11 protein-coding genes are annotated in these 14,464 nt (G+C 33.4%); 5 read left to right on the top strand and 6 right to left on the bottom strand.

Features of this window, described 5'->3' with window-relative positions; genetic code table 11:
- From J7I90_RS15545 to J7I90_RS15530, 4 genes are all read left to right on the top strand, one after another.
- On the top strand, positions 1 to 3,262 hold a 3,262-nt coding region (locus J7I90_RS15545), incomplete at its 5' end, for a hypothetical protein (RefSeq protein WP_214772756.1).
- A 173-nt stretch (positions 3,263 to 3,435) separates the two neighbouring features.
- A complete protein-coding gene (locus tag J7I90_RS15540; protein WP_396020140.1) occupies positions 3,436 to 4,323 on the top strand; it encodes a glycosyltransferase family 2 protein in 888 nt (295 codons plus the stop codon).
- A gap of 80 nt (positions 4,324 to 4,403) precedes the next feature.
- Entirely contained in the window at positions 4,404 to 5,015 is a 612-nt protein-coding gene (locus J7I90_RS15535; RefSeq protein WP_214772754.1) for a class I SAM-dependent methyltransferase, read from the top strand.
- Between the two features lie 412 nt (positions 5,016 to 5,427).
- The gene (locus J7I90_RS15530) at positions 5,428 to 6,252 is read left to right on the top strand and encodes a glycosyltransferase family 2 protein (RefSeq protein ID WP_214772753.1); all 825 of its coding nucleotides are present in this window, start codon (positions 5,428 to 5,430) and stop codon (positions 6,250 to 6,252) included.
- A gap of 14 nt (positions 6,253 to 6,266) precedes the next feature.
- Here J7I90_RS15530 and J7I90_RS15525 read toward each other — a convergent pair whose 3' ends face one another.
- The 3 genes from J7I90_RS15525 to J7I90_RS15515 all read right to left on the bottom strand — a co-directional run bounded on the left by J7I90_RS15525 (position 6,267) and on the right by J7I90_RS15515 (position 10,504).
- A complete protein-coding gene (locus J7I90_RS15525) occupies positions 6,267 to 7,550 on the bottom strand; it encodes a glycosyltransferase family 2 protein (protein ID WP_214772752.1) in 1,284 nt (427 codons plus the stop codon).
- A 670-nt stretch (positions 7,551 to 8,220) separates the two neighbouring features.
- A complete protein-coding gene (locus J7I90_RS15520) occupies positions 8,221 to 9,351 on the bottom strand; it encodes a glycosyltransferase (RefSeq protein WP_251025306.1) in 1,131 nt (376 codons plus the stop codon).
- A 151-nt stretch (positions 9,352 to 9,502) separates the two neighbouring features.
- Positions 9,503 to 10,504 carry a glycosyltransferase gene (locus tag J7I90_RS15515; RefSeq protein WP_214772751.1) on the bottom strand — a complete coding sequence of 334 codons (1,002 nt, stop codon included), beginning with the start codon at positions 10,502 to 10,504 and terminating at the stop codon, positions 9,503 to 9,505.
- A 358-nt stretch (positions 10,505 to 10,862) separates the two neighbouring features.
- Between J7I90_RS15515 and J7I90_RS15510 the strand changes: the two genes are divergently transcribed.
- The gene (locus J7I90_RS15510) at positions 10,863 to 11,462 is read left to right on the top strand and encodes a class I SAM-dependent methyltransferase (protein ID WP_214772750.1); all 600 of its coding nucleotides are present in this window, start codon (positions 10,863 to 10,865) and stop codon (positions 11,460 to 11,462) included.
- A 351-nt stretch (positions 11,463 to 11,813) separates the two neighbouring features.
- On the opposite strand, the gene J7I90_RS15505 is transcribed toward J7I90_RS15510, so the two are convergent.
- The 3 genes from J7I90_RS15505 to gmd all read right to left on the bottom strand — a co-directional run bounded on the left by J7I90_RS15505 (position 11,814) and on the right by gmd (position 14,434).
- The gene (locus J7I90_RS15505; protein WP_214772865.1) at positions 11,814 to 12,092 is read right to left on the bottom strand and encodes a TylF/MycF family methyltransferase; all 279 of its coding nucleotides are present in this window, start codon (positions 12,090 to 12,092) and stop codon (positions 11,814 to 11,816) included.
- A gap of 571 nt (positions 12,093 to 12,663) precedes the next feature.
- Positions 12,664 to 13,290 carry a LamG-like jellyroll fold domain-containing protein gene (locus J7I90_RS15500; protein ID WP_214772749.1) on the bottom strand — a complete coding sequence of 209 codons (627 nt, stop codon included), beginning with the start codon at positions 13,288 to 13,290 and terminating at the stop codon, positions 12,664 to 12,666.
- A gap of 187 nt (positions 13,291 to 13,477) precedes the next feature.
- Positions 13,478 to 14,434: a GDP-mannose 4,6-dehydratase gene (gene gmd / locus J7I90_RS15495; protein WP_214772748.1), complete on the bottom strand. Its 957-nt coding sequence runs from the start codon at positions 14,432 to 14,434 to the stop codon at positions 13,478 to 13,480.
- Between the last annotated feature and the right edge of the window lie 30 nt (positions 14,435 to 14,464).

Raw genomic sequence — 14,464 nt, 5'->3', positions numbered from 1 at the left:
CGAGCTTTCCGAAAAGGAAGAGCAGCAGAAACAAGTTATCGAAAACTTTAAACAGGAAATGGAAAATTATACTCAAACTATCGGCCACCTATCCGAACAGGAAAATCGATATAAGTTGGACATTACAAATTTAAACCAGATGATTTCCGATCTAAAGGAAAAAGAAAACGACCATCAACAAGAAATCAATCATTTAAATCAAACAATTAGCGTTGTATCCCAACAAGAAAATAAATATCAAGCTGAGATTGAAAAATTAGAGAAATCCATGATCGAACTTTCCGAGAAGGAAAAGCATCATAAACAGATTATCGAAAGCTTTAAACATGACATTGAAAATTATACGCAAACGATCGACCGCCTATCCGAACAGGAAAGTCGATATAAAGTGAATATTGAGAATTTGGAACAGATGATCTCCGAACTAAAGGAAGAAGAAAACGACCATCAACAAGAAATCGATCAGTTAAATGAAACGATTAGCGTTGTAACCCAACAAAAAAATAATTATAAAGCCGAGATTGAAAAATTAGAGAAATCTATGATCGAACTTTCCAAAAAGGAAGAGCAGCAGGAACAAGTTATCGACAACTTTAAACAGGAAAATGAAAATTATACTCAAATGATCGATCAACTATCGGAACAGAAAAATGAATATAAGGTGGACATTGCAAATTTAGAACAGATGATTTCCGATCTAAAGGAAAAAGAGAACTACCATCAACAAGAAATCGACCAGTTAAATCAAACGATTAGCGTTGTTTCCCAACAAGAAAATAAATATATAGTTGAGATTGAAAATTTAGAAAAATCCATGATCGAACTTTCCGAAAAGGAAAATCATCATAAACAAATTATCGAAAACTTTAAACATAAAATTGAAAATTATACTCAAATAATCGGCCACCTATCCGAACAGGAAAGTCAATATAAAGTGAACATTGAGAATTTGGAACAGATGATTAACGATCTAAGGGAAAAAGAGAACGACCATCAGAAAGAAATCGATCAGTTAAATCAAACGATTAGCGTTGTTTCTCAACAAGAAAATAAATATAAAGCTGAGATTGAACGTTTAGAAAAAGCCATGATCGAACTTTCCGAAAAGGAAGAGCAGCAGAAACAAGTTATCGGCAACTTTAAACAGGAAAATGAAAATTATACTCAAATGATCGGCCAACTATCGGAACAGCAAAGTCAATATAAGGTGGAAATTGCAAATTTAGAACAGATGATTATAGATTTAAAGGAAAAAGAGAACTATCATCAACAAGAAATCGATCAATTAAATCAAACGATTAGCATTGTACCTCAACAAGAAAATAAATATAAAGTGGAGATTGAAAGCTTAGAAAAAGCCATGATCGAACTTTCCGAAAAGGAAAATCATCATATACAAGTTATCGAAAACTTTAAACAGGAAATGGAAAAATATAATCAAACGATCGACCTCCTTTCCAAACAGGAAAGTCATTACAAAGTGAACATTGAGAATTTGGAACAGATGATTTCCGACCTAAAAGATAAAGAGAACTACCACCAACAAGAAATCGATCAGTTAAATCAAACGATTGCTCTTGTTTCGGAGCAAGAAAATAAATATAAAACCGAGATTGAACGTTTAGAAAAAGCCCTGATCGAACTTTCCGAAAAAGAAGAAAAGCAGACACAAGTTATCGACAACTTCAAACGTGAAATTGAAAATTATTCCCAAATGATAGGCCAACTATCGGAACAGGAAAGTCAATATAAGGTGGAAATTACAAATCTAGAACAGATGATTATAGATTTAAAGGAAAAAGAGAACTACCATCACCAAGAAATCGATCAGTTAAATCAAACGATTAGCGTTGTATCCCAACAAGAAAATAAATATAAAGTGGAGATTGAAAAATTAGAAAAAGCCATGATTGAACTTTCCGAAAAGGAAAATCATCATATACAAGTTATCGACAAATTCAAACAGGAAATTGAAAATTATACCAAAACCATCGACCACCTATCCGAACAGGAAAATAAATATAAAGCCGAGATTGAAAACCTAGGGCAAATGATTATTGATTTTAAAGAAAATGAAGATAACCAACAACAAGAAATTGAACAATTAAATCAATCGATTACTCTTTTTTCAGGGCAAGAAAATAAATATAAAGCCGAGATTGAATACCTGGAGCAAATGCTTATTAATTTTAAGAAAAATGAAGATAACCATCAACAAGAAATCGATCAGTTAAATCAAACGATTGCTCTTGTTTCGGAGCAAGAAAATGAATATAAAGCCAAGATTGAATATTTAGAACAGACGATTATCAATTTAAAGGAAAATGAAAATCAACATCAACAAGAAATCGATCAGTTAAATAAATCGATTGCTCTTGTTTCGGAGCAAGAAAATAAATATAAAACCGAGATTGATAATTTAGAACAGACGATTAACAATCTAAAGGAAAATGAAAATCAACGTCAACAGGAAATCGATCAGTTAAATCAAACGATCGTTTTTGTTTCGGAGCAAGAAAATAAATATAAAGCCGAGATTGAAAACTTAGAGCTAATGATTAAAAATTTTAAGGAAAATGAAAATCAACATCAACAAGAAATCGATCATTTGAATCAAACGATTGCTCGTGTTTCAGAGCAAGAAAATAAATATAAAACCGAGATTGATAATTTAGAACAGACGATTATCAATTTAAAGGAAAATGAAAGCCAACATCAACAGGAGATTAAGGAATTAACCGAATCCATATCAGATTTAACAGATAAAGAAATAAATTATTTGCAAAAAATAGAAAATATGAATAAAACAGTTAATGATCAAAAAGCAACAGGAAAAATGCGAAAACCTTTTAATAATATTGGAAAACAGCAGCAAGTTGGAAATACCCGTGTTAATATGGGAAATTTCAAATCGCCAAATAACAAAGAAATAATTAATCAACCAAGTGCGTTTCGATTCTCGAATGAAACAAACCAACAAAAAAATACAACCCAAAATTTTAATATGCAAACATCACATTGTCAAATATCCTTTCCACTAAATAAACCGAGTTACACAGAAATTGATCGAACCCAACAAAATTATAATTCCGGGATCATGTCATCGTATCAAAAAAACGATTACCAAGATACTAAATTTAACAAAAATAATAAAGATTCATTTTCGTTAGATATGTTTTATAAAAATCATCCTTTATATAATTTACATTCCGGAGTGCAAAAAACAGCGATTGATCCTTTTAAGAATTTTAGAAAGCAATAATATTAAGCATTATTTAGAGTATATGCACCCTCTCACTTTAACTCATTGAACTACAAACAAAACTTAATTACACTTTCAACCGAAGATCAAGGATTGTGATACCCCCCTTCTTAACATCCATTTCACAGTCCTTGATATTTTTCTATAATGAAAAATTCGTTACAAAAGGAGAGATAAATGAAGTGAAAACTCATCCTTTAATTTCAATAATTTTTCCTGCCAAAAATGAAGGGGAAAATGTGAAAAACACTCTTGATTCATTATTTTCAGTTGAAACACAGTATTCCTTCGAAGTGATTATTATAAACGATGGATCATCAGACAATTGCTGCGATTTCCTTAATACCTATAATCATGCAAACCAAGTTAAACTTTTTCAAACAGAAGGAATTGGAGCTGCTAACGCACGAAATTTGGGTGCAACAAAAGCTTCTGGAGAATTCCTGATTTTTTGCGATGCCCATTTACAGTTTGAAAATTTTTGGATCGATCATATTATAGAACCTCTGCTTACAGGAAAATCGGATGCAGTAACCCCAGCAATTGCTTCCTTTGGCAATTCCGATTTCATTGGCTATGGTCAAACCTTAAAGTCAAACCTTAGAATTAAATGGAACGCTAAACAAAATGGCCTCTTTGAAACTGCCGTATTACCCGGAGGATGTTTTATTATCTCAAAAAAAGTGTTTGAAGATGTGGGCGGATTTGAAACGGGATTTAAAACTTGGGGACATGAAGATGTAGAGCTTTCAATTAAGCTATGGCTGTTTGGATTTCGCTGTCACGCTCTGCCTGATGTAAAAATTATCCATTTATTCAGAAAAACTCATCCCTATGAAGTTAGCTATGATGAAGTTTATTATAATTTATTAAGGATGGCCTACTCTCATTTTAATACTCATCGCATCCAAAAGTGCAAAAAACTCATGATACATGTAAAAGCAAACCCGATTGAATCCCAAGTGATCCTTGATGGAGTCAAAAAGCAGAGACGGACCTACTTTCAAAAACGAAAATATGATGATGATTGGTACTTTACCAAATTTAATATAGATTTCTAGATTGTACAGATGGCCCTTTCGAGTATGTCGTTTTTTAATTCCTTTCTAAATTAACAAAATGATGAAAGGTGAGAATGTAAATGAAAGAGCTATTTACAAATATTTATAAGAAAAACAGGTGGAGAAATTCTGAGTCTGTATCTGGTACGGGTTCATCACTTACTCAAACCAAAACACTCATTCAGGAATTACCAAGCATAATAAAACAACTTCAGATAAAAAAAATGATAGATGCACCTTGTGGTGATTTTAATTGGATGAAAGAAGTATACAAAAATACGGAATTATATATTGGGATTGATATCGTCGATGAAATTATAAAAAGAAATAAAAAAAAATACCCATTAAACAATGTACGGTTTGTTCACATGGACATTACAAAAGACCGTCTGCCTACAGGTGATTTAATCCTTTGTAGAGATTGTCTCGTACATTTTAGCTTTTCTGATATTCATTTAGCTTTAAACAATTTTAAAGCTAGCCAATCAAGGTATTTATTAACGACTACATTTACAAACCATTCGTGTAATCATGAAATAAGAACAGGAAGCTGGCGTCCTCTTAACCTAGAGATTGAGCCATTCAACTTTCCAAAACCCATCTTGGTTATTAATGAGAATTGTACGGAAGGAGAAATGAATTTTACTGATAAATCACTAGCTTTATGGGATTTGAATCTAATCAATTCATAAAACAGGCATGAATAAGGTAAATAAAATGATTTTCCTATTGATCGTGTCTCAGAGCTAGTTAATTTAAGCTTATTCCTATGTTTGTTGGTATCATGAAACATCCTAATTAAAATGAATATAAAGTTAGTATTTTCGTCATACAGTTAACAATTCTTCTCAGATTATCCTGAAGACTATATTGCAGTATAAACAATGGTCGTATAAATGGTAAATTTAACAAGAATAATTGACCATGTCCAAAATTCTCTCTCTAATTAATCTTTCGTCATTAATTTATGACCTTGGTATAGTTCTTTCGACCATTTGGTATCCAACAAATAACGCTGGTTTGTAATTTTGATCATCTTAATTGCATCTAGCCCTTTGTTAATAATGGCCTTTAAGAGGGGCTGCTAGGTAGGAGGAGAAAAAAATGAAGAGTAACGAATATCCATCTGATACATCACCACTGACCTCCATTATCATTCTTACCCGGAATGGCCTTACTTTTACAAAGGAATGCATATCAAGCATATTTCGCCACACTGAAAACTTTGAATTGATCTTAGTTGACAATGGATCTACGGATGGCACACTTGAATTTATTAAAACGCTCCCTAATACCAAGGTAATTGCAAATAGAAAAAATAAAGGATTTTCCGGCGGATGCAATCAGGGCTTCACTATTGCAAGAGGAGAAAATATTGTCCTTTTAAACAATGATACTGTTGTTACAAACGAATGGTTATGCAGGCTTCTATGGCAACTTAATAAAAATCCTTCCATTGGCATCGTTGGGCCCAGATCAAATAATGTCGTTTCACATCAAGCAATTACCCCAACTCCCTACAAGAATATGGATCAAATGCAAAAATTCGCTAATGAATGGACACAAAAGCATGATCAGGAAGGCTACGAAGTGAATTACTTAAGCGGCCTTTGCATGATTTTCAAAAGAAGTTTGATTGATATGATTGGGGGTCTTGATGAGCGCTTTTCCCCTGGATATTTTGAAGATGCAGATTTCAGTATAAGGGCTCAAATATCCAATAGAGAACTATGGGTAGCAAATGATGTTTTTATTCATCATTATGGCAGTAGTAGTTTTAGGTTAAATAGAGCATTGCAGAATAAAATCATCCTAGACAGCCAAAAAAAGTTCTTTCTTAAATGGAAGATGAGTGACCTTAAAGAGATTAAAGAAACTGTGGAACGCGAAAAGCCTTTCGATCGGGAGCATCATTATATTCCCTTTTGAAAGGCTTTTTATTTTCAAAAAAGAATCTCCCATTCAAAAGGCTCCCCTGTTTTAAATTTAGATAACACCGAATGGTCCATTTTAACTGGATTCGAAACAGGGAGGTTCAGTTTCAACGCTACCTGTTTTTCTATAGGATGTAAACAATTCTTCAGGCTAATGTAATAGTTTTCGTGCTTAAATAGGGTACCATCTGGCAAAATAGGGGTGCTTTCGGATAATTCCTCAATAGGCAAACCATCTGGTATTTGTGCTAATAAATGTTCATCAGTGGATATTATCTTATCCCACCTAAAATTAAAATCTCTAAATGCTATTTCATTTTTAATGAGGTGCTTGCGATTATTTTGCAGATAATATACTGCCGGGTGATTTTGCGCCTTCACGAGCCTTTGATTCGGAAAAAGCAAAAAGTTTATAAATACCTGACTATCGACCGGTGTCCCCTCTTTATATTTGAAAATAAATGGATCCGGAATCTTCACAACCATGCTAGGATCATATTTTAATTTTGTAAACACTTCTTGGGAAATCTTTCTCCGTACTTGATTATCAATAATATATGTCTCTGAGGATGGCCCTCTTACAAGAGTTCCGTTTGGTATGCTCTTTGGCAAATGAGTATATAGTCTCTGAAATGATTTATCATCCTTAAGCGCAATATCTAAAACTTCCGGAATAGGATGAAAAGGCTTATATTTAGTTAAACGACTCCAAAAAGCTGCATCCCCATTATACCAGTATGCTTGATCATCATTCCAGTAGCTTCCAAATTCCTTATATATCCTTTCTGCAAGATTCCTGGTATGCATGATTGAACAATGATCAACAAACCCCACAGGATTCTTTAACACTCCATATGTTTTTCGAACTTTTTCCTGTTCAACTATTCCGTATTCGTTAATGGTTTTCACTAATTGCTTTGAATATACGATTTCTATAGAAGAATTTTGATTCAGTACTTTTAACATCGATTCAAAGCGTGAAGGTAAAAATGAATTGTCATCCGTTAAATAAGTAAGATACTTTCCTCTTGTCTTAGGAATCGCTTCATTAATTAATGTGGCATACCTTGTTGTTTTGTATCTTTCACTGTCTTGAATGTTACTGTTAAAATAATGTATTCTAGGCTTATTTATATATTGCTTTATGATTTTAACTGTTTCTTCATTGGAGTTATCATCCATAATGAAAAGTTCCCAATTCTGATAAGTTTGATTGAGAACACTTTCTATGGCTTTACCAATTGTATTGGGTTTGTTGTAACTAGTTAAAATGACCGATACAATCGGAGTCATTCTCTATTCACCTCAACTTGTTTTTAAATTGGAATATAACTTGGTTAATATTCATTGCTTCGATCTGTTGGAAAGAGCTGAATTTCATAAAGTACTGATATTTTATTATATGAATGCATTGAGCCATAAGCTTGGGCGTCTGTGCTAGGTCCTTTGCTACTACAACTATTGATTTCAAAAATAAAGAAGATCAAAAAACTCGTATGTAAAGCATGGAATTAATTTTGGTTTTGCCTATGTTCAATTAAATGGTAACCACTATTCTCTTAAACAAAGAAAGTGATCAGTAACAGTGAGTGAAATTTTTACCGAATACACTTCAAAAGATTATTGAAGTTCTCAATTACGAAACCTGATAAGAATATTATAAAGCAGATGTACCAACGGATGGCCACATCTGCTCAATTTATTGATCCCATGCAATTTCAATTTGAATATCACCCACCTCCATTAACCTGTAAACCACCTCTTGATTCCATAAAGTTCAATAATAGTAGTATAAATTATTTTTATAAAAAATTTAGCTCTCCTCACACTTTTATTTCCGGTTTTCAATTCCTATCACTTTTCTGCCTTTAAGTAAAAAGAAGAACTTTAGGCCAGTCAGTAATAGTTATTACGTATTTTCCGTATTATTAAAGTTCCTTTAATAGACGTTAAACTTTTTCCCTTATAATCTCTCTTTAATTTGATTTGCAATATTCTGAAATGTGAATTTATTTCTTATGTCTTGTTTTGCATTTGTTGAAACTTCTTCTCTTTTTATATGGTTTTCAAATGCTTCACGCATTACTTTCTTAACATTTTGTTTCAAAACTTTTGCCCACTTGTGTCCTAAGTATAATTCAGGTCTGGCCTTTTGTAGTTCATTATGAACAGGTTCTAATTCAAGTTCTGGTTGTATAAGAAAAGAATTACTGTTATTCATGAATTCTGTAACTCCACCCCAATTTATTGAAATAACTGGTTTTCCCATAGCCATCATTTCCATCTGTGGCATTCCCCAACCGCAAGCCCTCTCGGTAGAAACATAACAACTACAGCTTGAATATAAGGATAAGAGAGTTTCTTGAGGCATTTTTTCAATAATGAAATGGATGTGAGGATTATTTTCTTTAACGGGAATATATGAAGAAATTACTTTTAAATAATCATTTTCTTGATTCCAACTAGGGACGTAAATCTTTAAGATAAGACTAACATCTTCCTCATTTGAAAATTCTTCACAAAAACTTGGTATAAGTAAATCTAGACCTTTTCGAAAATCAAAGGCTATAGTGTATAAAAATCTAAAGGATCTTACTTGTGGTGGAAATGGATATGGGGGAAATAATTGATTGTATTTTGTATAATCAATTGGATAGTGGATAACTTTTACTTTCGATGGATCAACACCAGATTGTGTAAAAGTCTGGTAATTAAATTGAGTAGGTACCCAAATTTCATCCATTGTATTACACAAATTCACCCAACTCATTGGGATACGATCCGTTTCAAAAATAGTTATTCCAATCCTTTTTTTAAAGCCAAATTTGTTACCATTCACAAAATTCTCTGGTGTTCCATGAATAAATAGTATTGAAGACTGGCCTATGCTATTATCTGGCGTCCGGATATACCGGTAATTGTACAAAAATTCCTTATCATCATTCCCAAGTTCTTTTTCAATTGAGCCATTTAAGTTAATTAATACTGGGAACCCTATATATTTCAATGCTCTTAAATAATTTCTCGAAACATTACCGTATCCACCGATATCACCTACTGGTCCTACCCAAGTAATTCCTGATGGTTCTATCATTTTATTTTTCTCCTTATTTAAGCTTTTTTAGATGCATCTCGGATCAAATTATTTACATTTATGGAACGAATCTAAACTTCCCCTTCATGGATCTTAGCTTTGTAGTTAATATCACAACACACAAAATAACCTTTTATTAATTTCAAAATTATCAACTTTTACTTAAATATTGTCCCCACTGTTTTTTAATATTATCTTTCCCAAACAAATTTATTGCTTTTATTCTGGCACGATCACTAATTTCTTTAGCAAATTGGTGGTTATTCATAAGTTCACTTATATACATTTTTAACTCTGAAATATTATCTGATACATATCCTTCCTTACCATTTTCAATAATATCCTGAATTTCAAAGGTTTGTTGTTTATAAAATTGATGGTTACCCTGTTTTTCTCCGATTGAAACTATAGGAATTCCCGTCATGAATGCCTCAATAAAGCCAAGGGTATAACTCGTTACTTGTGTTCCTGTATAGAAAAAAATACGGTTATCCCTCATTTCCTGCTTTAATTGTTCGTATGTTATCTTCCCAGCACTTTCTGGTAATCCCTCATTTCCTCCACCAAACAATTTAACTGGAAACCCTTTACATGTTTTATGAAAAAAATCGTAATTACAATCAACTGCTCTTTGTTTCATTGACTGATTCAGAGCCATTATTTGGTTATTATTACCATTCCACCCATTATACTCTAATGGATCTTTATAAAAGCGTATTATTGCGTCTTCACCAAGGTATGCGGGAATCATTTTTTCTCTTGGTGAATAGCGGACAATCTCTAAACCTTGTTCCCGATAAGGCTTCAGTACTTGTTCAACTGAAGATACAGACTGCCCTATTGATCTCCAGATAACCCTTTTATGCTTAATCTTATCCCAATTATTAACTACAATTGAAGGTGAATGCATAATGATAATAATATCCTTATCATCAATAAGCCTGGAATCAAGATTATCTTTGTTAGGGGAATGATCAACTAAATCTGCGAAATTGGGATCATAATTCATCTCTGGGATAGGTGGGCGAAGTGAACTTCCTATATGTGGTCGACTATAAGCGCCATGAGAGAAACATTCGTAACCTAATTCATTAAATATTTTTAACTCATCATACTCTAATACCTCATGAACAGAAATATATAAAATGCGCATATTCTACCCTTCTTTCCTTAACTTTGATACTTTTCGGAATATATTCTTAATGTTTTATATACGTATAAATTCATAACATTCAAGTGTCTTAAAATTAATTACTCAAAAGTCCGTATATATCAGGCTATGCAATCCCATTTAAAAGTATGTTCTTTTAAATACACTTAGGAACTTTTGTTTTTATTATTGGATGTTATGTTTGCTTTAGAATCCGCATACACTAATACAAGTTTGCTAACACATTCTGAAATAGATGAATTAATGGGATCCTATTAATGGGTTCCTTAAGAATAAAAAATCTTATATCAATTATTAATTGAAATGACATCACATTAGTTAAATGGACTGGAGGTAGATTATGAGCATTATAGATAGAAGTACTTTTTTTGACATTTTTGGTAGTGGTGCATTCGATGGAGAGCCACCTATTTTTATGGGGGCGGATGTAGAACCACTACTTGCATTCTCGAGAACATTTCGTTTGAAAACAGTGATCGAAATCGGTATTCAACGAGGAGAAACAGCAAAAGTTATTTTAGAAAATAGCCCCTGGATAGAAAAATATATTGGTATAGACCTAACACCTGATTCTCAAACTACATTATCACTACAGCAGGGAGAAGTGCCTCAAATGGCTGGGGAGTTAGTTAAAGATGATCCCCGTGTAGAACTAATTTTAAAACCCAATGGGACGAGAGATTTAACGGCGGCCGATTTACCTATTGCAGATTTGATACTAATTGACGGTGATCATTCTAAAGAGGGAGTTTTACTTGATACCCTTTTAGCTCGGCAAACAATACGGCAAGGTGGGATTATTTGTTGGCACGACTACGGGAATTCACTCGTTCCCGATGTGACAGAAGTAATTGATGAATTAAATTTAACGGAAGATATTCATATTTGTCTTATCCAAAATGGCTTTTTATGTTTTCAGATATGTAGGAATGGACGATAAGATCTTTTCTTGAGATTAAACCTTAAACTAATATTATTAATATTTATATGCAACCAGCATAAATATCGGCGTTTAGTTTTACAAACTAGGCGTCTATTTTAATATGGTCTTTACTATTTATTTACCTTGGATTTAAACATTAACCCGAGATCTTATAAAGGAAAAAAACGGTAGACTAGTCTGAAAAAGACATCGCCTACCGTTAAATCCTAACTTGAAGTTCCGGGATTATTACTATTTTAAATATTAATCTATATAATAAGGTAATTTGGCTTAAAGTTGTAAACATAGGATTTTTAAAATTAGATATCTTTCATTTTCCTCGAATAAAAGCACCACTAGCATCGATGTTTACAAGTGGTTCATCAATAAATAATTTTCCGTTCGAAAATCTATAACCGCAGCATTACAACCTGGTAAACTAAAATCATCTCCAATGATAAACCTACCAATTGAAACCTTTGTGTAAAGATTCCTTAAACTAACCATAGTTGAACCATACATATCCCCATCTAATCTCAATATAGTTAAGTTTTGAATCAGAGCATTAGGTAATGTATCTTTAAACCAACCTTTTAAAAAACAAACTTTTTCATCTAATAAATCATCGAGCTTACGCTTCGCTAAAATTTATGGAAACCATTAGCTATTTTCTCCACTAGGTGATGCACAATAGATCTCTGCGAAACTTATGATGACGTACCCTCCCATTCTTTTAATCATCATTTGCGCATACATTCCTTCGTTCGGTCTATTCATAAGGCAGAGACCTGCTATGCCGCCCCGGGCCTCTTGGTCTTAGTTTAGTAATGTTGCCGGCTTCTCCGTGTCATCCTTCTTGTTATAAATTGATAGTTAGAAATGCATACGCTGCCTCTGAGAGACAGTAGAGATCCTTCATCCATTGTTTGACTAATCTTTTCATATAGGTGTTCAAAAGCCCTCTTTTGATTGATGTACGCGAGGGCTTTTTCTATCATGCGCCCTTGTTCATCAACAAAACAAGCGTAATGAACACGCTTTTAGTAACTTGATTAATTTTTTCATTCCATATAAACTGCATAGAGAAGTCCTCCTTGTTTGATGCTGGGTCAATGGTCGTTGACACTCATGCATCATACAAGAGGGCTCTTTTTCTTTCAAAAGAGCCCGAACATCCTTCTAACAGGAATGCTGCCCCTTTTGGTTTTCTCAAATATGTTTACTTGGTAAGAGCGGTTAAAATAAAATTATTGATAAGGTTGGGAGGGCTAATTGTTATATTACTATGAAACCACCAATATCTAAATAATCCCTCTTCTTCCCCAGTCAATATCTCCTGCATCCCTTCTTTAATTTCCGTTTCAGTTTTGGCAAAGTCCCAAAGTTTTATATCCTTAACGTGTCCAATATAAAAACCATATGGATCATAGCCGCCTAGATGCCCTGAAGCATATACATTATTTTTGGTGCTCTTTTGGCCCATTTTCTTGAATTCACCATTGATATACAAGGAAGGTGTTTTGTCACAATAAACAATTGAAACATGTGTCCACTCTGTTATTGGTATTTCATATACCAATAAGGCTGGGAGATGTGAAGAAGAATGTTCAAATACCGTTACACCGTTGGTACCGGCGGATACCCCTACCCCTGCATTCTCCCGGGTTAAAGAATGCGCTGGTCCAATTAAATATCTTTGACCGGATAGTCCACTAATTCCAACGGAAGTTTCATCGACTATTTTATGGGATGCATTTGGTTTTACCCGAAACTCATACGTGAAGGAGTTGCGAATGTTCTCAAATATAGATTGATCTACCATATGCTCTTTTCCTTTAAAATACATTGGCTGTTCCCCCAACCTTTTTCCTCATGCGCAATCGATTTTTTAAATAACAAACAAGGTATGTCAATAAAGATATATTTATAAGTAAAAAGACGGAATTTAGGAAAAATAACTAAGTTTAAGTCTGATGAATATTGTTTTTATTTTCATAATGTACGGAAAAAGTATAAAAATAGAGATTTGTTTTTTATTTATTATTTTCAAGGTCCTGATCTACCATCATCTTTACCAGTTGTTCAAAGTTTATTTGAGGCTCCCATTTTAATTTTTGTTTTGCTTTTGAAGGATCTCCTAACAAAATATCAACCTCTGCAGGTCTCATGAACTGTGGGTCTTGAACGACATATTCCTGCCAGTTTAAACCAACATGTTCAAAAGCTATTTCAATGAATTCTTTAACAGTATGAGTTTCTCCAGTTGCAATAACATAATCATCTGGTTCATCTTGCTGCAGCATAAGCCACATAGCTTTAACATAATCTCCTGCAAAACCCCAATCGCGTTTTGAATCTATATTTCCTAGATGCAATTTATCTTGAATCCCAAGCTTTATTTTGGCAACGGCATCAGTAATTTTCCTGGTAACAAAATCTATTCCCCTGCGAGGTGATTCATGATTAAACAAAATTCCAGAGCAAGCATACATATCGTAACTCTCTCGATAATTCACAGTAATCCAGTGACCATAAACCTTTGCCACACCATATGGGCTTCTAGGGTAGAATGGTGTCGTTTCATTTTGTGGCGTTTCAAGCACCTTCCCAAACATTTCACTACTAGATGCCTGATAAAACCGTGCATCGGGTTTTGCTTGACGGATCGCCTCAAGCATGTTCGTTACTCCGAGTCCCGTTACCTCTCCCGTATAGATTGGCTGACGCCATGAATCGCCGACAAAGGATTGTGCTGCTAAATTATAAATTTCATCAGGTTTTGCTAATTGCACTGCTTCAGTCAAAGATGTAATATCGCGAAGATCACCTGATATAAAATCAATTTCATTTATCAAAGATTTGATATTTTCAAGATTAGGGGTAGCTGTTCTTCTTTTTAATCCATAAACTTTATAACCCTGATCTAATAACAGTTCTGCCAAATATGAGCCGTCCTGGCCTGTAATTCCTGTTATTAATGCTGTTTTCATAAGTTAAACCTCCGTTCGTTATTTTCATCG

The sequence above is a fragment of the Bacillus sp. ISL-57 genome, from assembly GCF_018613135.1.
Lineage (GTDB): Bacteria > Bacillota > Bacilli > Bacillales > DSM-1321 > Peribacillus > Peribacillus frigoritolerans.
Note: the sequence above shows the minus strand (reverse complement) of the source record. Positions and strands in the feature narration are given on the sequence as shown.